This window comes from Nocardioides sp. YIM 152588, assembly GCF_040191335.1.
Classification (GTDB): Bacteria; Actinomycetota; Actinomycetes; order Propionibacteriales; family Nocardioidaceae; genus Nocardioides.
The window spans coordinates 94,256-112,107 of record NZ_JBEGDJ010000010.1; the positions used below are offsets into that span (position 1 = coordinate 94,256).

17 protein-coding genes and 3 tRNA genes are annotated in these 17,852 nt (G+C 74.3%); 11 read left to right on the top strand and 9 right to left on the bottom strand.

All coding sequences use genetic code 11. The features are described 5' to 3' along the window. Positions 1-2 precede the first annotated feature (2 nt). Both ABLM29_RS07665 and ABLM29_RS07670 read right to left on the bottom strand, forming a co-directional pair. Positions 3-1,994 (bottom strand): primary-amine oxidase, encoded by a 1,992-nt coding sequence (locus ABLM29_RS07665; protein WP_349713465.1) that lies wholly within the window; start codon positions 1,992-1,994, stop codon positions 3-5. 157 nt (positions 1,995-2,151) lie between these two features. Beyond that, entirely contained in the window at positions 2,152-3,243 is a 1,092-nt protein-coding gene (locus tag ABLM29_RS07670) for a hypothetical protein (protein ID WP_349713466.1), read from the bottom strand. A 140-nt stretch (positions 3,244-3,383) separates the two neighbouring features. On the opposite strand from ABLM29_RS07670, the gene ABLM29_RS07675 reads away from it, so the two are divergent. From ABLM29_RS07675 to ABLM29_RS07685, 3 genes are all read left to right on the top strand, one after another. After that, positions 3,384-4,667, top strand: coding sequence for a chloride channel protein (locus ABLM29_RS07675; RefSeq protein WP_349713467.1), 1,284 nt, complete (start codon positions 3,384-3,386; stop codon positions 4,665-4,667). After that, complete coding sequence (locus ABLM29_RS07680; protein WP_349713468.1) at positions 4,664-6,031, top strand: FAD-binding oxidoreductase; 1,368 nt, start codon at positions 4,664-4,666, stop codon at positions 6,029-6,031. The genes ABLM29_RS07675 and ABLM29_RS07680 overlap by 4 nt, the downstream gene beginning before the upstream one ends. A 114-nt stretch (positions 6,032-6,145) precedes the next feature. Then, positions 6,146-7,642 (top strand): hypothetical protein, encoded by a 1,497-nt coding sequence (locus ABLM29_RS07685; RefSeq protein WP_349713469.1) that lies wholly within the window; start codon positions 6,146-6,148, stop codon positions 7,640-7,642. A 10-nt stretch (positions 7,643-7,652) separates the two neighbouring features. Here ABLM29_RS07685 and ABLM29_RS07690 read toward each other — a convergent pair whose 3' ends face one another. Next, entirely contained in the window at positions 7,653-9,269 is a 1,617-nt protein-coding gene (locus ABLM29_RS07690; protein WP_349713470.1) for a phospholipase D-like domain-containing protein, read from the bottom strand. A gap of 70 nt (positions 9,270-9,339) precedes the next feature. On the opposite strand from ABLM29_RS07690, the gene ABLM29_RS07695 reads away from it, so the two are divergent. Both ABLM29_RS07695 and ABLM29_RS07700 read left to right on the top strand, forming a co-directional pair. Beyond that, the gene (locus ABLM29_RS07695) at positions 9,340-9,786 is read left to right on the top strand and encodes a hypothetical protein (RefSeq protein ID WP_349713472.1); all 447 of its coding nucleotides are present in this window, start codon (positions 9,340-9,342) and stop codon (positions 9,784-9,786) included. Between the two features lie 48 nt (positions 9,787-9,834). After that, positions 9,835-10,239, top strand: coding sequence for a pyridoxamine 5'-phosphate oxidase family protein (locus ABLM29_RS07700; protein ID WP_349713474.1), 405 nt, complete (start codon positions 9,835-9,837; stop codon positions 10,237-10,239). A gap of 229 nt (positions 10,240-10,468) precedes the next feature. Here the strand turns inward: ABLM29_RS07700 and ABLM29_RS07705 are convergent. Continuing rightward, positions 10,469-10,541, bottom strand: a tRNA-Arg gene (locus ABLM29_RS07705). 136 nt (positions 10,542-10,677) lie between these two features. Between ABLM29_RS07705 and ABLM29_RS07710 the strand changes: the two genes are divergently transcribed. Beyond that, on the top strand, positions 10,678-11,712 hold the full coding sequence (locus ABLM29_RS07710; protein WP_349713476.1) for a LuxR family transcriptional regulator: 1,035 nt from the start codon (positions 10,678-10,680) through the stop codon (positions 11,710-11,712). 32 nt (positions 11,713-11,744) lie between these two features. Here ABLM29_RS07710 and ABLM29_RS07715 read toward each other — a convergent pair whose 3' ends face one another. The 3 genes from ABLM29_RS07715 to ABLM29_RS07725 all read right to left on the bottom strand — a co-directional run bounded on the left by ABLM29_RS07715 (position 11,745) and on the right by ABLM29_RS07725 (position 12,810). Continuing rightward, entirely contained in the window at positions 11,745-11,882 is a 138-nt protein-coding gene (locus tag ABLM29_RS07715) for a hypothetical protein (RefSeq protein ID WP_349713477.1), read from the bottom strand. 267 nt (positions 11,883-12,149) lie between these two features. Beyond that, positions 12,150-12,239 (bottom strand) — tRNA-Ser (locus tag ABLM29_RS07720). Positions 12,240-12,354: 115 nt separating this feature from the next. Next, a complete protein-coding gene (locus ABLM29_RS07725) occupies positions 12,355-12,810 on the bottom strand; it encodes a hypothetical protein (RefSeq protein WP_349713478.1) in 456 nt (151 codons plus the stop codon). A gap of 198 nt (positions 12,811-13,008) precedes the next feature. On the opposite strand from ABLM29_RS07725, the gene ABLM29_RS07730 reads away from it, so the two are divergent. Further along, positions 13,009-13,096, top strand: a tRNA-Ser gene (locus ABLM29_RS07730). Between the two features lie 63 nt (positions 13,097-13,159). Continuing rightward, positions 13,160-13,588, top strand: coding sequence for a YccF domain-containing protein (locus ABLM29_RS07735; RefSeq protein WP_349713479.1), 429 nt, complete (start codon positions 13,160-13,162; stop codon positions 13,586-13,588). Positions 13,589-13,636: 48 nt separating this feature from the next. Here ABLM29_RS07735 and ABLM29_RS07740 read toward each other — a convergent pair whose 3' ends face one another. Both ABLM29_RS07740 and ABLM29_RS07745 read right to left on the bottom strand, forming a co-directional pair. Further along, entirely contained in the window at positions 13,637-14,683 is a 1,047-nt protein-coding gene (locus ABLM29_RS07740; RefSeq protein ID WP_349713480.1) for a hypothetical protein, read from the bottom strand. Positions 14,684-14,694: 11 nt separating this feature from the next. Continuing rightward, entirely contained in the window at positions 14,695-15,495 is an 801-nt protein-coding gene (locus tag ABLM29_RS07745) for a carbon-nitrogen hydrolase family protein (RefSeq protein ID WP_349713481.1), read from the bottom strand. 143 nt (positions 15,496-15,638) lie between these two features. Between ABLM29_RS07745 and mobA the strand changes: the two genes are divergently transcribed. The 3 genes from mobA (at position 15,639) to ABLM29_RS07760 (ending at position 17,650) form a co-directional block, all read left to right on the top strand. Beyond that, a complete protein-coding gene (gene mobA, locus ABLM29_RS07750) occupies positions 15,639-16,211 on the top strand; it encodes a molybdenum cofactor guanylyltransferase (protein WP_349713483.1) in 573 nt (190 codons plus the stop codon). A gap of 80 nt (positions 16,212-16,291) precedes the next feature. Further along, positions 16,292-16,630, top strand: a complete 339-nt coding sequence (locus ABLM29_RS07755; RefSeq protein ID WP_349713484.1) for a DUF6457 domain-containing protein — start codon at positions 16,292-16,294, stop codon at positions 16,628-16,630. Between the two features lie 45 nt (positions 16,631-16,675). Beyond that, on the top strand, positions 16,676-17,650 hold the full coding sequence (locus ABLM29_RS07760; protein ID WP_349713485.1) for an NAD(P)H-quinone oxidoreductase: 975 nt from the start codon (positions 16,676-16,678) through the stop codon (positions 17,648-17,650). Positions 17,651-17,852 lie beyond the last annotated feature (202 nt).

The following is a 17,852-nucleotide window of genomic DNA, read 5'->3' on the forward strand; positions in this document are numbered from 1 at the left end:
CCTCAGTGGCAGCAGGAGTCGCCGCCGGCGGGCTCGCCATCGGCAGGCGCGCAGTGACCCTTCGTCGAGGCCGGCACGTCCAGCACCGGGTTGCCGTCGAAGAACCCGTAGGGCTTGAGCATGAAGCCGCAGTAGTCGACCGGCATCACGGGCCAGTCCTCCGGCCGCGGGAAGTGCGTGAGCCCGAAGGTGTGCCACAGCACCAGGTCCGCGCCCTCCAGCGGGCGGTCGGCCGTCATCCAGCTGGTCAGCCCGTCCACGCCGGGGTTCTGGTTGACGAAGTCGCCGGCCGGGTACTTCTCGTGCGGGTCGTACGCCGTGAACCACACCGGCCGGGTCGTGTAGGTCGCCCGCGCGGTGATGCCTGCCTCCGGGTCGGCCAGCAGCATCGGCGTCTCCGGGGCGTGCAGCACGTAGCCGGTCGGCTCGTCGACGAAGTTCCTCTCGGTGGCGCTGTTGATGTGCCACACCCGGCTCAGCGCCGCGTTGTGGTCGCGCCCGCCCTCGGCCTCGCTGCGGATCGGCGTCGAGCGGTAGGTGAACGCGTTGCCGTACGGGTTCGAGTCGCTGATCGGCAGCCGCTGCGCCTCGACCTCGACCGCGGAGTTCGCGGGGCCGTCGACGGCGAGGTCGACCCGGGCGCAGAAGAGGTGCTGGTGGAACGGGGCGCCGACGCCCGGCGCCACCTCGGTGGCGTAGGGGAACCCCTTGCCCGGGTAGGCGCTGGGGAACAGGATGCCGGTCAGCTTGGCCTCGCACTCGATGGTGCCGTCGAGGTAGAGGTACCAGTAGAAGCCGTAGTCGTAGTTGCCGACCGTGGTGAAGAACGAGATCACCAGCCGGCGCTGGCGGCGCACGTCCGAGCCGCCGGTGAACAGGTCGGTGTGCTTCCAGAGGGTGCCGAAGTCCTCCTCGTGGATGCAGATCGCGTTCGAGATGGTGCGCGGCATCCCCGTCTCGTCGGCGAGCACGGCGTCGGCGTAGTAGATCTCGCCCAGGCAGTCGCAGCCGAGCTCGAGGGAGTTGGCGTAGCGGCCGAACAGGTACTCGCCGGTGTCGAAGTAGTTCTGCCAGTACCGGGTCGGCGACGGGTCGGCGTAGGGCACCACCATCTCGGCGACCGACGCGCGGTAGGCGACGTCGCGGTCGCGGCCCTGACGGCGGTCGAAGTACTGCAGGTTGCGCAGGACCAGGCCCTCGCGGGTGTCGAAGCCGAAGTCGAGCTGCCAGTTCGCCCAGGTGAGGTGGCCGTCCTCGACCGTGAAGGAGGGGCCCTCGGGCTGGGTGATCTCGATCGGCTTGAGGCCGGTCATCTCCGGGCCGCGGTCCTCGGGCTTGTGGAAGTTCTCCGACTTCTGCGGGACCGCCATCACCTCGTGGTCGACGACCTTGAGCACCGTGCGGGTGATCGGGTCGACGTAGGCGCACAGCCCGTCGACCGGGTGCGCCCACGGGTTGTCGGTCTCGTCGGTCCGGAAGAAGGCGAACGAGCGGAGCACCCGGTTCTCGGCCGGCAGGTCCGGGTAGCGCCCCGGCGAGAGCGGCACCGCGACGGTGTCCTTGACGTCGACGCCGCGGCGGGCCAGGGCGGCCGCCCACTCCTCGCTCTCGGCGAGGATCTTGTCGACCTCCTCGAACTCGGTGTCGAGGACCGGCACCCGGCCGGCGCTGCCGTCGATCACGGCGTCGGAGACGACCTCGCCGGCGTCGAGGTCGACCAGCAGGTCGCGCTCCGCGCCGCTGCGCAGGTCGAGGGTGAGGACGCGGGCGGCCCGGGTCGGGCGGGGCGCCTCGCCGTCGGCGTACGCGAGGACGTCGCGCTTGTCGGGCTCGGCCAGGCCGACGTAGACGAAGCGCGTGTCCGGCCCCACGCCCGGGAGGGCCGTCACGAGGTCGCGGACGGCGAGGTACTCCTCCGCCGTCAGCGGAACGAGGGTGGCGGCGGCGGCGCCGGTGGCGATGCCTCGGGAGACGCGGATCTGCATGTCGGTCATGGCGCCATCACACCCGCCGCGAGGGGGTGCTGTCAGCAGCGCGGGCCGCCCGATACGACCTCTTCACACGACCCTCGCATCCGCGAAACACGAAGCCGCCCCGGACGCTCTCCGGGGCGGCTTCGGGGTGCCTGTCGGCGCTGCTGCGTGGTGGCGATCAGGCGTCGCAGCGCACCTGGCCGATGCGCGCACGGGCGCCGACCTTGTCGGCCCTGAAGGTGACCCGGACCGAGCAGGTGCGACTGCGCTCCCAGACGCGGAACCGCAGCGGGCCGCTGCGGGTGAGCCGGTAGCCGGGGTCCATCGTCCGCCGGACCGCGTCGATCTCCGCGGGGCCGAGGCGCGAGATCTTGGTGCTGGTGTTGCGCGAGAGGTTGCGGATGCTGTCGACCACGTCGTACGCCCCGAAGGCGAGCTCGCCCGCGCGACCCAGCCAGGCGCTGCTGCGCGGCCTGAGGTCGGCGCAGGGCTTCGCGGCCAGCCGAGCGGACTCGCCCTTGGTCAGCGGGGCCTGGAGGCAGTAGGTCGCGCCGTTGCGGGTCAACTCGAACCGCCCGTCGTCGTCGATGCCGTCCTCGTTGCGATCGGTGACGCTGCCCGGCACGAACGCGATGCTGGCGTCGGCGCCGCCCAGGAGGCGCGGCAGGGACATGTGCTCGAAGTAGGCGCCGAGCACCCAGCCGCGCAACGCGGGCGCCAGCGCCGCGTCGACGAGGCCGACCAGGTCCTTCAGCGGCGAGGTGGACGTCGCCACGTCGTCGCCGTCGCACGGCCCGCGCCGCACCGTGATCTCGGTGGTCTCCGGGTCCTCGCTGACGCACGCCTGGTCGGTGAGGACCGTGAAGGTGAAGTGTCCATCGACGACCGCGGTGGCCCGGATGTACGCGCGGAGCCGCGCCGTCCGGGCGTAGCTGAGGACCAGGACCTCGCGGAAGTCCTCGAAGGTGAACTCCTCGTCGTCGAGGATCACGATGAAGTCCGTCGTCCCGGCCGCGATCGCGTACGCGGCGTTCCCCCGGAGCTGCCTGCGCAGGTACGCGGCCGACCGGGGGCTGCGGGCCTGATCGCGCCGGAGCTCGGTGGCGAGCCGGCCGACGTCGGAGCGGTCGGCCGGAGCATCGGCGCCGGTGCCGGTCTGCTCGGAAGCGGTCGCGACGGGTGCGGTCGCGACGACGCCGGCGGCGAGGCCGAGCGAGAGGAGGGCGGCGCTGACGGCAGCGGCGAGGCGCCTGCGCGGGGTGCGGTGCATGGGCGGGTGGACCTTCCGGAAGAGGCCGGCGCAGGTGCCGGGCGAGCAACTGTAAGGCCCCGCCCGGACCCGCCGCGGAACCGGGCCCGCGCGCCGCGAAACGCTGGCGTCCCACCGGCGTCCGGTCGTAGCGTGGCGGCATGCCCGAGCCGGAGGGCGACGTCGCCCCGGACGTCACCCAGGCCCGCGCGTTCTGGCGCCTGATCGGGTACGCCGCGCTGCTCGGCACGCTCGGCTCCGTCGCCGGCCTGGTCTTCCTGGCGGTCGTCGGCCTCGGCCCGCGGCTGTACGGCGACCAGCCGACCGGCTGGATGGACGGACCCTGGTGGTGGGTGCTCGTGGCGATGGCCGCGGGGCTGGCGGTCGGGCTGCTGCGCCGGGCGTTCCGGAGCCCCGAGGAGACGCCGGGGCTGATCGAGGACGTGCAGGCCCAGCACGTCGAGGCTCGGCCGGTGCCGTCGGTGGTCGCGATCTCGGCGGTCTCGCTGGTCGGCGGGGCGAGCCTCGGCCCCGAGGTGGCGCTGGGCCAGGTCGGCGGCGGCGCGGCCGACGTGATCAGCAGGCGCCGGGGCCTGGACGAGGAGACGGGCAAGGCCCTCACGCTGAGCGGGATCGCCGGCGCCTTCGGCGGGATGTTCTCCAGCCCGGTGCTCTCGGTGGTGCTGGTGCTCGAGCTGGCCCGGCCCGGGCGCCGGGTCTTCACCGAGGGGCTCTACGCGAGCATCGTCGCCGCCAGCATCTCCTTCGGCATCTACTTCACCGTGGCGGGGACCATCTTCCTCGGGATCTACGAGGTGCCGGCCTACCACTACGCCGACTGGCACCTCCTGGCCGCCGTGCCGCTCGGCCTCCTGGCCGTCGCCGTGGTGCTGGTGACGATGGCCGTCGGCGCGGCGACCAAGAGGGCGATCGCCGCGGTCAGGCTGCCGGCGGTGGCCACGCCGGTCCTCGGCGGCCTGCTGTTCGGCCTGATCGGCGTCGCGCTGCCGCTGACCAGCTTCACCGGCAGCGACCAGCTCGGGGTGGCCCTGGAGGACAGCGCCACGCTCGGCACGGGCCTGCTGCTGGCCGTGCTGGTGGGCAAGATGCTGGCCTTCGCCGTCAGCACGGCGACCGGGTTCGTCGGCGGACCGATCTTCCCGGTGCTCTTCCTGGGCGGGGTGAGCGGGATCCTCGTGCACCAGGTCGTCCCCGACGTGCCGCTGGCCCTGGCCTTCGCCTGCCTCCTGGCGGCGGTGCCCGGCGCCATCGTCGGCGCCCCGTTCACCCTGGTCCTGCTGGCCGCGCTGATGACCCAGGTCGGCGCCCTGGGCACCGCGCCGGTGCTGATCTCGGTGGCCACCGCCTCGCTGAGCGTCTCGGGGCTGAAGTACCTGCGGGCACGGCGCGCCGCCGCGGCCGACGCCGATCCGGAGGCGACGTGACCGCCGTGGACCTCGGGCCGCTGCTCGACGAGCTCGGCCCCGACGCGGTGCTCGTCGATCCCGACCGGATGGCGGGCTACCGCTGGGACCGGGCGCTCGACCCGGGCGCGGGAGTCCCGCTCGCCGTCGTACGGGCGGGCAGCACGGCGGACGTGCAGGCGGCCGTCCGCTTCGCGGCGGCCCGCGCGATCCCGGTCGTGACGCGGGGCGCCGGCACCGGGCTCTCCGGCGGATCCTCGGCGGTCGACGGCTGCCTGGTGCTGTCGACGGAGCGGATGCGGCGGATCGACGTCGACCCCGCCACCCGCACCTGCGTGGTCGAGCCGGGCCTGCTCAACGCCGAGGTGAAGGCGGCCGTGGCGGAGCACGGGCTCTGGTACCCACCCGACCCGTCCTCCTTCGAGATCTGCTCGATCGGCGGCAACGTCGCGACGAACGCCGGCGGGCTGTGCTGCGTGAAGTACGGCGTCACCACCGACTACGTCCTCGGCCTGACCGTCGTGCTCGCCGACGGCACCGCGGTCGAGCTCGGCGGCCCGCGGCTCAAGGACGTCGCCGGGCTGTCGCTCACCAAGCTGTTCGTCGGCAGCGAGGGGACGCTGGGGATCATCACCCGCGTCGTGCTGCGCCTGCTGCCCGCCCAGCGCCGGCCCGCCACGCTGGTGGCGACCTTCCCGGTGCTGGAGCACGCGACGCGCACCGTCCTGGACATCACCCGCGTGCTGCGCCCGTCGATGCTCGAGCTGATGGACCGCGCGTCGATCAACGCGGTGGAGGACGTCACCCGGATGGGCCTCGATCGCAAGGCTGAGGCCCTGCTGGTCGTGCAGTCGGACGAGGCGCCGGCGGCCGCCCGGGTCGAGCTCGAGCGCGTCGCCTCGATCTGCGCGGACAACTCCGCCGCGGAGGTGCTGGCCACCGACGACCCCGACGAGGGCGAGGCGTTCGTGGCCGCGCGCCGGATGGTCATCCCGGCCGTGGAGCGCCGCGGCTCGCTGCTGCTGGAGGACGTCGGCGTACCGGTGCCGCGGCTCGGCGACCTGGTCACCGGGATCGCGGCGATCGCGGAGCGCCGCGACATCGAGATCGCGGTCGTGGCGCACGCCGGTGACGGCAACACCCACCCGCTGATCGTCTTCGACCCGGCGGACGCCGACCAGGCGGCGCGGGCGCAGGCGGCGTACGGCGAGGTCATGCACCTGGCGATCGACCTCGGCGGCACGATCACCGGCGAGCACGGCGTCGGCCGCCTCAAGCGCCCCTGGCTCGGGGACTACCTCGGGCCGGACGCGATGGCGCTCAACCGGCGGATCAAGGCCGCCCTGGACCCCGAGGGCCTGCTCAACCCGGGTGCCGGGATCTGAGTGGTCGCCCGTTCCGCTGCACCGGTCGGCCTCAAGCCACCGCGTGAGTGACCGAAAAGAGAGGTAGGCGGCGTCGGCCGCCCCACTTCCGTCACTCCGCCTCGGGGAGAGCCCATGCCCGACCTTCGAGCCCCGTCCCGGGCGCGCGCCGCCCTGGTGGTCCTGCGCGTGCCCTCGCTGCTGCGGCGCGCCGCGATCCTCGCCATCGTCGGGCTCCTCGCCGCCACGGCCCACCTGGCGCCGTCGCTGCGCGGGGACGCTGCGGACCCCGGGCCCCTCGCCTCGGCCAGCGGTGCGTCCTGCTCCGGCGCCGACGAACCGGCGCGGGTGGTGGCGGCGCGGCGGCGGGTGCAGGACGCCCGCGCGTCGCTGCGGGTCACCAACCGCGCGGTGGCCGCACGGGTCCGCGGCGTGCGCTCGTTCTCCCGGTCCGAGGTGACCCGCAACAAGAGGCTGCTGCGCCAGCTGCTCGCGGACCTGAAGTCCACCCGCGAGGCCGAGTCCCAGGCCGCGCTGACCCAGCGGGTGCGCGCCGTGCGCGCGGACCTGGCGGCGGCGCGGCGGGGCGTGAAGGCGCCGCGCCGGCGGGTGGTCGCCGACCTCCGGTTCGCCCGCTGGGCGGCCCGGGCTGACCTGGCGTCCGCGCAGGCGACGCTCGACCGCGTCCTGGGCACGGTGGCCGACCCCTGCTCCGACAGCGGCACCGACAGCGGCACCGACCCGGCCGACGAGACCGGGGACAGTGGGGACACCGGGGACAGCACCGGGGGCACGGGGGACGCGGGCGGTGACGGCGGCTCCGGCGGGGAGGTCGGCGCCGGGGCCGAGACGAAGGTGCTCGGCATGTCCGCACCGGCGAGCCTCTGGGACCAGCGGCTCGGCGAGGTCGGCAGCTGCGGTGTCGGCGCCCGGCGGATCTTCGCGTCCCTGCAGGCCGACGGCCGGGCGCGGGCGAGCGAGATCGAGGCGACCCTGGCCGCGGGCATGATGCCGGTCGTCTCCTACAAGGTGCCGTCGGTCGACACCCTCATCGCCGGCGGGTACGACGCCTGGCTGGACGCGACCGGCGCCTACCTGGCGGGCCTCGGCGAGCAGGTCACCGCCACGTTCTGGCACGAGCCCCACGGCGACATGCCGGTGGCCGACTTCCGGGCCGGGTCCCGGCGCTTCCTGGACCGCGTCCAGTCGGCCACGACCGCGGTCGGCCCGATCCTCAACGGCTGGCTGCTGGACCGGCGGGTCGACGACTTCGCCGCCTACACGAGCCCCGGCCTGCTGCGGGACTGGGACTTCGTGGGCGTCGACTCCTACCACTCCGGCACGGCGTCCGCCCCGGGCCCGCTGCTGCCCGCCCGGGCGGTGCCGCTGCTCGCGGAGTGGCTGGACGAGCAGGGCTTCCCCGACAAGCCGATCGGCCTGGGCGAGTACAACGGCTACTCGGCCGACGCGCTGACCGAGGCCGGCGAGATGCTCCTGTCGACGCCCGAGCTCTGGTTCGGGCTGGTCTGGAACAGCACCGGCGACAAGTACGTCCCGCTCACCGGTGACCGGCTGACGGCGTTCCGCGAGACCAAGGACGACCCGCGGGTGGCGCGGACGGCGGCCTGCTGACGGCTCGCGGTCAGTAGCCGCCCTGCCGGCGCAGGTCGCGCGGGCGGCCGTCGGGGTCGTGCACCAGGTCCAGCAGCCGCCCGGCGACGGCCCGGCGTACCGGCGAGATCCGCGGCGACGGCAGGTGCCGCAGCCGGCCCGCCGGCCGGGGGCCGGTCCGGCCGGCGCGGTGCCAGGCCTCGAGCTCGTCCGCGACCTTGGCGTACACGTCGGCCATGTCGTGCGGATCCAGGCAGTCGGCCATCGCGTCGTGCCACCCGTCGCGCTCGACGGCGTCGAGCCGGTCGAGGTGCTCGGCGGCCAGCCGCAGCCGCAGACCGCGGGCGAAGTCGTCGTCGACGACGGCCGCCGACAGCTCGGCGTCGTGGGTCCACGAGCGCCGGTTGAAGTTGTCCGACCCGACGGCCGCCCAGCGGTCGTCGACGACCGTCACCTTGGCGTGCACGTAGACCGGGACGCTGCGGCGGTTCTCCAGGCCGTACGCCGTGACGCGGCCCGGCGCGGCGCGGGTGAGGGCCTCGACGGCGCGGCTGCGCGCGAGCACCTGGGCGTCGCGGTTCACCCCGCCGACGTCGGGGAGCAGCGGGACGACCACGACCAGCCGCAGCTCGGGGTGGGCGCGCAGGGCGTCCACCAGCGCCTGGGCGCCGTCGTGGTGCCAGCAGTACTGGTCCTCGACGTAGATCAGCCGCCGCGCGTTCCCCAGCGCCTTGAGGTAGCCGCGGGCGACGCTGCGCTCGCCGTCGGGCGCGTACGGCAGCGACCGGCCGCCGCCGAGCGCGGGATAGGTGCGCAGCAGCTGCACCGGACGGGCGCCGGCGGGCGGCGGCGCCGGCAGCTGCTCCGGCAGCCGGTCGGGGCGGCTGCGGACGTCGCTCAGCTTGTCCCGCAGCCGGCGCCAGGGCGCGCTGGACGGCGGCGACGGGTCGTCCCACCGCTCGCGGAAGACGGTCTCGACGTCGTGCACCACCGGCCCCCGCAGCCGCACCTGCACGTCGTGCCACGCCGCCCGCTCGCCGTACTCCGGCACCAGACCGCGGCCCTGCGGGTCCCCCTCGTGGAGGTGGTCGTCCCGCCGGTTGTGCGCCAGGTCGATGCCGCCGACGAACGCGACGTCCCGCTCGGGCTCGGCGCCGCGCCGGATCACCACGAACTTCTGGTGGTGCGACCCACCGGCGCGCACCCGCATGTCGAGCACCACGGGCACGCCGCGGCGGCGCAGCCGCTCGCCGAGGTGGCGGTTGGCCTCGTGGAAGAAGCCGGCGAGGTTCGTGTGGGAGCGCCAGACGAGGCCGCGCACCGTCGCGCCGCGGCTCTGGGCGTCCCCGAGCACGTCGAGGATCGTGGTGTCCTCCCCCTCCCCGAGCCGCTGGCCGGCGTCGCCCTGCCAGTCGGTGAAGAGCACGAGGTCGCCCTCGCCCACGGTGCGCAGCTCCTCGAGGAGGGCGGCGAAGTACGTCGCCCCGTCGACCAGCGGCTCGACCTCGTTGTCGGACGACCAGGCGACGTCGCCACCGAACCGCTCGTCGACCCGGGTGTGCGGGTTGCCCCGCTCGCTCGCGGACAGGAACCAACGGCTGGGGTCGGCGGGCACGCGCTCGTCGGGCGCTCCGGGCAGGGGGGACACGGGTGGATCCTCTCGCCCGGAGCGGCGATGCGCCACTGCCGGCCCGCCGACGGTGCCCGACAATCGGACGGTGACCACCGACCCGCGCCGCGGCGCGCGACTCGACCGCCCCGTTCTCGTCAGCAACCTGGTCTCCGGGGCGCTGTGGCTGGTGATCGCGGCGGGCTTCGGTGCGTGGCCGCTCTCGGTCCTCGGTGCGGTCTACGTCCTCCCCACGAGCGTCCTCATCGCGGCCGCCCATGCTCGCGGCTCCCGGTCCCCGGTCCGCCGCGTCGTCGTCTGGGCGCTCCCGTGGCTCGCCGCCACGGCGCTGTGGGGGCTGCTGATCTCGGCGACGGAACCCGTGCCCTCGCCGTCGACGTACGCCGTCGGGTTCGTCGCCGGGGCCGCCGTCGCGACGACCTGCCTCGTGGCGTGGCAGACGGTCGCCTTCGCCTTCCGCCACCACTTCCTGGCGGCAACCGCACGCGCTGCGACGGCGGGAGCCCCGGCGGAGCCGTCGGCGCAGCCACGCTAGGGCGCTCCCGCACCGCCTCACCCCGCCGTCCCGACGAAGGAGCACACCATGGCCGCAGACCACCCGCAGTCCGGGCCGGAGTCCGACTCGTTCTGGCAGGAGCGGCGGATCTGCTTCCTGGTGACCCACCGCCCGGACGGCACCCCGCACCTCGTCCCGGTGGGGGTCACCCTCGACCCGGAGGCCGGCATCGCGCGCGTCATCAGCAGCGCCGGCAGCGCGAAGGTCCGCAACATCCGGGCCGCCGGCCCCGGCGCCCGGGTGGCGGTCAGCCAGGTCGACGGGCGCCGGTGGTCCACCCTCGAGGGCACCGCGGTGGTCAAGGACGACGCGGCGTCCGTGGCCGAGGCCGTCCGGCGCTACGCCGAGCGGTACCGGCAGCCGCGCGCCAACCCCGACCGCGTGGTCATCGAGATCACCGTCACCCGGGTGATGGGCACCGAGCGCCCGTAGGCGAGCGGTCGACCCGGCGCCGGGCGGGCATGTAACACGCCGTCCACCGCACTTCTCGGCTGCCTGCGTTGGTTTCAGCCCGCCGTGACGGGCTCGAACCACCGTCAACGGCCGACCAGATCGGCGGACAGGGGCGGCGTCGACATCAACGCGTCCGAGTTCAGCCGGTTCCCCGAGGACGCAGAAAGCCCGCGCCGTTCGGCGCGGGCTTTCCAGGTTGAACTCGCTGCGCGCCCGTAGGGATTCGAACCCCAAACCTTCTGATCCGTAGTCAGATGCTCTATCCGTTGAGCTACGGGCGCCCGCCGCGTTACCGCGACCTGAAGAGAGTAGCGGAGCGCGACCCCGGATGCCGAATCAGCGACCACCGCCCGGTTCCGGGCGGGCCGGGTGAGTTGCGCCGACCCGCCGCACGGGGCCTGTGGGACGATGTGCCGCATGCCGGGATACCCACCCGAGGACCGGGAGATCTTCGAGTCCGAGGCGCTCGGGCTCTACGAGTCTGCCGTCAAGGAGCAGGGCATCCACGTCGACGACCCGCGGATCGCCGAGGACGGCTCCGGCCGCCGGGCGTTCGACCTGCTGGTCGAGATGGGCCTGCTGACGCGCGACCCCGAGGCCGGGCTGTGGCGGCCGAACGACCCGGCGGCGGCCCAGTCGCGGGTGGTCACCCCGCTGGGCACGGAGGGCGCGCGGCTGATCGAGGAGTCCGCACGCTGGTCGCGGGCGTTCGGGGCGCTCAGCCACACCTGGCGCCGCTCGCCGCAGCCGGAGTCGACCAGCGGGCCGATCACCTACCTGCGCGGCCAGGCGATCAGCCCCTACCTGAACGGTCTCGTCGCCGAGGCCGAGGAGGAGCTGCTCACCGCCCAGCCGCAGGCCGGCCGCGACGCTCACTCGCTCGCGGCGGCCGCGCTGCGGGACTTCGAGGCGCTCGAGCGCGGCGTCACGATGCGCACCCTCTACCAGCACAGCGCCCGCCGCCAGGCGATCACGCACAAGTACGTCGCCCAGGTGACCGCCCGCGGCGCCGAGGTGCGCACCCTGGACGAGTTCTTCAACCGCCTGATCGTGGTGGACCGCCGGGTCGCGGTGATCCCGAGCGCGGAGAGCCTCTCCACGGCGGTGATCGTCCGCGAGCCCGCGATGGTGGCCTACCTGGTCGACGTCTTCGAGCGCGCGTGGGCGCGCGCCCGGCCGTTCACCAGCTCGGAGTCCAAGGTGGTCAAGGAGATCGCCGCCGAGCAGCGCGCGATGACCATCCGGATGCTGATCGAGGGCCACGCCGACGCGGTCAGCGCGAAGCGTCTCGGCGTCAGCCCCCGCACCTACGCCGGCTACGTCTCCGACCTGAAGGAGGAGTACGAGGCCGAGACCAGGTTCCAGCTCGGCTTCACGATGGGACAGCTGGGCATCACCGGGAAGCACGACGACGGCTCGTCGCCGGGGAACGCAGACGGGCCCGGGGCCTGAGCCCCGAGCCCGTCAGCGTCTTGTCACATCGCTCAGTCGAGGACGCGGCAGCCCCCGCCGCAGCCCCACCCGGTGTCCTTCGCGTGCGACGGCGCGGGCGCCGCAACAAGGCCGATGGTGGCGGCCGTGGCCGCGAGAATCAGTGCCACACGACGTGCCGTCTTCTTCATATTCCACTCCTGGTCCCGTGGGCCTGAGCGCCCCGTTGTTGATAGCACCAGGGCACGGCCCTTCCCCGGACATGCCCTGCTGGACGCCAGCAGACCAGAAACCGCACGGGTTCACCAGTCCTGCACCGCGAAACCAGGGTAGGACTTTGTCCTGATTTTGAAGCGTATCGGCATGGCGCGGTGCGGGGAAGGCCCGCGGGTACGCGAAAGGGCCCGGATCCACGTCCTGGATCCGGGCCCCTTCGGACGTCTCGCGACATCCTTCGGCGGAGGCGGCGGGATTTGAACCCGCGAGAGGGGGTTACCCTCAACCCGCTTAGCAGGCGGGCGCCATAGACCGGACTAGGCGACGCCTCCCCACCGGACGGAATAACCGACCGGCGGGCCAAGGCTACAAGGCCCCGCGCCGAGGACCGAATCGGGCTCCCCTCCGCGCAGCCGCCGCGGTCCGCGACGGCTCCTCGGGAGACAGTCAGCGGCCGGCGGCCTGCAGGTGGGCGCGCACGTCCCGCGCGAAGTCGTCCTTGTCGGCGGCCAGCAGCTGCACCGGGATGGTCGTCGTACCGCCCTGCTTGAGCCGGAGCACGACGCAGTCGATGTCGCGCGGCGAGGCGGCCACGGCGTCCTCGACGTCGCTCCACCGCGCCTCGCGCACCCCGGCCCCGCGGACCAGGCGCACCCGGTAGCCCGACGCGGTGAGCCGGACGACGGCCAGCCGCGCGCGCAGCCACCAGGCCAGCGCCGCGAGGCCGACCAGGCCGAGCAGGAGCAGCACGACGATCACGTCGGGGTTGATGCCGAGGCCGGCGGCCACGACGGTGAAGGCGAGCACCACGACCGCGAAGACGACGAGGTAGGCACCGACGAACCGGGCCATCACCGGCGGGGCGAGGCGGTAGTCGGTCACGGACGGCGCGGCGTTGCTCATGGGCCGAATTGAACAAGAGCGCGCCCCGCGCGCCAAAGCCGCGCGCCCCGGACCCCACCCGCACCGGCCCGGGCGGCACCGGCCGCCCCGACCGCACACGGCACTCCCCTAGACTCCGACACCGTCGACGTGGTCGCGTCGTGTGCCCGACGGCCCGGTATTCCGATGCCTGGGGCACACGACCCGGCCCAGTCGCCAGGAGGAGTGCCGGAGTGGCCGATCGGAACCGCCTTGAAAGCGGTCGTAGGGAGACCTACCGCGGGTTCGAATCCCGCCTCCTCCGCCAACCGGGCCCACGCGGGTTACGGGCGGGCCCGCGCCGTGACTCCCCGTCTCCTAGGCTCGCGCCATGACCACCCTGCTCAACGTGATCTGGCTGGTGCTCTCGGGGTTCTGGATGTTCCTCGGCTACATGCTCGTCGGTGCCTTGTGGTGCATCACGATCATCGGCATCCCGTTCGGGATCGCCTCGTTCCGGATCGGCCTGTACGCGCTGTGGCCGTTCGGCCGCACGATCGTGCCGAAGCCGGGCGCCGGGGCCGGCAGCGCGATCGGCAACGTGCTCTGGTTCGTCCTGTCCGGCATCTGGCTGGCGATCGGGCACGCGATCTCCGGGGTGGCGCTGTGCCTGACCATCATCGGCATCCCGCTCGGGCTGGCCAGCTTCAAGCTGATCCCGATCAGCCTGTTCCCGCTGGGCAAGGACATCGTGCGGATCGACGACCTGCGGGCGGGGTACGCCGCCGGGCCGGTCGTGCCGCCGACGCAGGCCCGCTGAGCCCGGCCAGGCCGATCAGCCCGCTGGGCCCGCGAGCCGCTCCCGGAATCAGAGCAGCGCGGCGGTCCGCGGGGGCTCGGGCGGCGCCGTCTCCGACGCCGGGGTGACGCGCCGCCGGCCACCGCCGTTGCCGTTCCCGTTCCGGCCGCTGCCGGTGACCAGGCGGTCGACGCGGATCAGCACCCAGCCCAGCAGCACGCCGACCAGCAGGCCGTAGCCGATCGAGGTCAGCGCCTCGCTGACCGCGATCGCCGGGTTGCCCAGGGCCGTCGCGGTGGGGGCCGTCGCGGCCACGCCGAACGCGCAGACCCACCAGCCCTGGCGCCGCCGGCCCCGCAGGTAGCAGCCGTAGACGAGGGCCGGCACGCCCAGGATCGCGGAGATCGGGCGCGGGAAGGCGCCGAGGTTCTCCCGGCTCCAGCGCACCGCGCGCAGCAGGTCGTCGACCAGTCCGAGCGCGCCGTACCGGCGCAGCATCTCGGCGTAGAACAGCGTCACGACCAGCACCAGGGCGCCGATCCCGACCACGACGAGGCCACGGCGACCGAGCCCGTGGAAGCCCGCGCCCAGCCGGAACACGACGGTGAAGACTCCGATCAGCGCCAGCGCCAGCGCCACCCACTCGTAGCGCTCGACGCTGATCGCGGGCTCGAAGCCGATGCTGGCCAGCGCGCCGACCGCCGCCACGACCAGCGCGACCGTCGCCTCGCGGGCCGAGGCCCAGTACCCCTTGGTCGGCACCGTGATCATCACGCCGAGCACGGCGGCGACGGCGGCGGTCAGCACCGCCGCGCCGGTGCGCACCAGGTCGTGGTCCAGCCACACCGCCGTCACGCCGACGGCCAGCGCCAGGGTGCCGAAGACGACCGGGCGGCCGCCCTCGCGGGCGGCCAGCGCCCAGCTGTAGACGGTCGCGACCAGGATCGCGCCGGTGCTGCTCAGCCAGTCCGGCCCGACCGGGACCATCGCCGCGACGAGGCAGCCGAACCCGACCAGCACGCCGACCGCCGCCGCGCGGACGGGCCACGGCGAGGCGGCCACCTCCTGGACGCGGATGGTGACGCGGCGCGGGAGTTCGGTGACGGGAGCGGGCACGGCGGGCCAGCCTACAAGCGCCGGTTGAGCAGCGACGGGTTGGCGTCGCGGGTCCGGGCCAGCACGTCGGGGTCGGCGACGCCGACCGCGACCTCGGTGGCCTCGGGATCGGTCGTGCCGGCGACGACGCGGCCCGCGGGGTCGACGACCATGCTGGTGCCGCAGTACCGCGGCGCCGACTGGCCGACCGCGGCGACGTACACGGTGTTCTCGATCGCCCGCGCGGTCACCAGCGTGCGCCAGTGGTCGACCTTGCCCGGCCCGGCCACCCACGCCGCAGGCACCACCAGGAGGTCGGCGCCGGCGTCGACGAGCGCCCGCGCGAGCTCGGGGAACCGCAGGTCGTAGCAGGTCATCAGGCCGACCCTCCAGCCGCCGACCTCGACCACGACGGGCGCGAGCGGACCGGGGCTGAGGCGGTCCGACTCCCGGTAGCCGAAGGAGTCGTAGAGGTGGATCTTCCGGTACGACGCGCTCGCCCCGCCCCGCACCACCAGGGTGTTGTAGGGCCGGTCCGGGTCGGGCCCGGCCTCGAAAATGCCGGCCACCACGGTGGTGTCCCGCTCGTCCGCGACGCGGGCCACCTCGGTCGCGAAGGGACCGTCGATCGGCTCCGCGAAGGCGCCCACGTCCGAGCCCGGCGGGCCGAAGTCGCGGGCGTAGGCCTCGGGCAGCACCACCAGGTCGGCGCCGGAGGGCACCAGCTCGGCCAGCGCCGCGCGGTTGCCGGCGGGGTCCAGCCCGGAGGCGACCTGGACCAGCGCGATCCGCAGCGGGGCGGCGGGGGGCGGCAGATCGGTACGGCGTCTCACCCTCCCAGCCTGCCAGCACTCGTGGAACGTGGCGGAGCGTGCCCAGGCCCGAGTCGTGTGGCTCAGGCCCCGCTATCCCGATGCCACAGGCACACGACACCGCCCCCGCCCCGCCGCCGCGCCGGATGTGCCACCCTGCGGGCGTGACCGAGCCGGAGCTGACCAGTTTCTGCGCCGTCGTCCTCGCGGGCGGGCGCGCCGCCCGCCTGGGCGGGTCCGACAAGGCCTCGATCGAGGTGCACGGGCGGACGCTCCTGGAGCGCGGCCTGGACGCGGTCGTCGACGCCGCGGAGGTGGTCGTGGTCGGCGCCCCGGTCCCCACCGAGCGGCCGGTGACGTTCGTCCGGGAGGACCCTGCGTTCGGCGGGCCGGTCGCGGGGCTGCTGACCGGGCGCGACCGGTTGCTGCGGCGCACCCCGACGCTCGCGGTGCTGGCCGTCGACATGCCGTTCCTGACCCCGGCCACCTTCCGGCGCCTGCACGCCGCGGCGGTCGGCCACGACGGCGCCGTGCTGACCGACCCCGACGGGCGCCGCCAGCTGGCACTCGTGGTGGACACCGCACGGCTCGACCGGGTCCGGCCCGCACCCGAGGAGGAGCACGGAGCCTCGCTGCGGAGCCTGCTGGCGCCGCTGGACCTGGTCGACGTGGCGCCGGTCGGCGACGAGCACCGCGACGTGGACACCTGGGCGGACCTGCGCGACGTCGCGGAGTGACACCGGACGTTCGCCGACCGGCCCCGCGGAGATCCCCGGGGACACTTGTCTTCGCCGGTTCACGAGTTCACTCTGGTCGGGTGAACCTCCATGACTGGATCGACGAGGTCTGCGACCTCCTCGACATCGAGTCCGAGGCCGACGAGGGGCTCCTGTCGGACCTCGCGGAGCGTGCGGTGGCCAACGTGCATGCCGCCGCCGGTCCGGTCACCGCGTTCCTGGTCGGCGTGGCCGCCGGCGCCGCGGAGGCCGACCCCGAGCGGGTCGAGCGGATGGTGGAGCGGGTGCAGGCCCTCGCCGACGGCTGGGACCGCCCGGCCGGGGAGCCCGAGGCGGAGATCGATGACGTCGAGGTCGAGGAGCTGGCCGCGGTCGACCAGCCCGCCGAGGAGTACGACGACGAGGACTCCCTCGTCTGAGGGCCGTCGGGAGACCGGCAGCCGCGGACCCGGCAGACTGGCGCCATGCGCGCCGTCACCGTGACCGAGCCCGGCGGACCCGAGGTCCTAGCCATCGCCGACGTCCCCGACCCGGTCGCGGGCCCGGGCGAGGTGGTGGTCGCGGTCGCCGCGACCGCCGTCAACCGGGCCGACCTGCTCCAGCGGATGGGGTTCTACCCGCCGCCGCCCGGGGCCTCCGAGATCCTCGGCCTCGAGTGCAGCGGCACCGTCGCCGAGGTCGGCGAGGGCGTCACCGACTGGGAGGTCGGTGACCGGGTCTGCGCGCTGCTCGCCGGCGGCGGGTACGCCGAGCGGGTGGCCGTCCCGGCCGGCCAGCTGATGCCGGTGCCCGACGGCATCGACCTGGTCACCGCCGCGGCGCTGCCCGAGGTGGCCTGCACCGTCTGGTCGAACGTCTACATGGTCGCCGCGCTGCGCCCCGGCGAGGTGTTCCTGGTGCACGGCGGCGGGGGCGGCATCGGCACGTTCGCGATCCAGCTCGCCGCGGCCACCGGCGCCCGCGTCTTCACCACCGCCGGGTCGGAGGCCAAGCGCGAGCGCTGCCGCGAGCTGGGCGCGGAGGTGGCGATCGACTACCGCGCCGAGGACTTCGTCGAGGTGGTCCGCGAGCACACCGACGGCGCCGGGGCGGACGTGGTGCTCGACAACATGGGCGCCAAGTACCTGGGCCGGAACGTCGACGTGCTGGCGGACTCGGGCCGGCTGGTGATCATCGGCATGCAGGGCGGGGTCAAGGCCGAGCTCAACATCGCCCAGCTGCTCGGCAAGCGGGGCGCGGTGATCGCCACCGCGCTGCGCTCGCGGCCGGCCGAGGACAAGGCCCGCATCTGCGCCTCGGTGGTCGAGCACGTGTGGCCGCTGGTGGCCGACGGCTCCGTGGCGCCGGTGGTCGGCAGCGTGCTGCCGGTCGAGGAGGTCGCCGAGGCGCACCGCAGGCTCGACGGGGACAACGTCGGCAAGGTGCTGCTCACGTTCTGACCGGTGGTGGTGGTTTCGAGGCTCGGCCGCGGGCGGCCTCGCACCTCAACCACCGGCGCCCGGTGGTTGAGGTGCGAGCGCAGCGAGCCCGCCGGTGGTTGAGGTGCGAGCGCAGCGAGCCCGCCGGTGGTTGAGGTGCGAGCGCAGCGAGCCCGCCGGTGGTTGAGGTGCGAGCGCAGCGAGCCCGCCGGTGGTTGAGGTG

Excerpts from the sequence above, each read along its gene's own strand:
- ABLM29_RS07675 (WP_349713467.1), top strand. The coding sequence starts at position 3,384 with ATGCCCGAGCCGGAGGGCGACGTCGCCCCGGACGTCACCCAGGCCCGC.
- ABLM29_RS07685 (WP_349713469.1), top strand. The coding sequence starts at position 6,146 with ATGCCCGACCTTCGAGCCCCGTCCCGGGCGCGCGCCGCCCTGGTGGTC.
- ABLM29_RS07715 (WP_349713477.1), bottom strand. The coding sequence starts at position 11,882 with ATGAAGAAGACGGCACGTCGTGTGGCACTGATTCTCGCGGCCACGGCC.
- ABLM29_RS07725 (WP_349713478.1), bottom strand. The coding sequence starts at position 12,810 with ATGAGCAACGCCGCGCCGTCCGTGACCGACTACCGCCTCGCCCCGCCG.
- ABLM29_RS07760 (WP_349713485.1), top strand. The coding sequence starts at position 16,676 with ATGCGCGCCGTCACCGTGACCGAGCCCGGCGGACCCGAGGTCCTAGCC.
- ABLM29_RS07710 (WP_349713476.1), top strand. The coding sequence starts at position 10,678 with ATGCCGGGATACCCACCCGAGGACCGGGAGATCTTCGAGTCCGAGGCG.
- ABLM29_RS07700 (WP_349713474.1), top strand. The coding sequence starts at position 9,835 with ATGGCCGCAGACCACCCGCAGTCCGGGCCGGAGTCCGACTCGTTCTGG.
- ABLM29_RS07670 (WP_349713466.1), bottom strand. The coding sequence starts at position 3,243 with ATGCACCGCACCCCGCGCAGGCGCCTCGCCGCTGCCGTCAGCGCCGCC.
- ABLM29_RS07665 (WP_349713465.1), bottom strand. The coding sequence starts at position 1,994 with ATGACCGACATGCAGATCCGCGTCTCCCGAGGCATCGCCACCGGCGCC.
- ABLM29_RS07735 (WP_349713479.1), top strand. The coding sequence starts at position 13,160 with ATGACCACCCTGCTCAACGTGATCTGGCTGGTGCTCTCGGGGTTCTGG.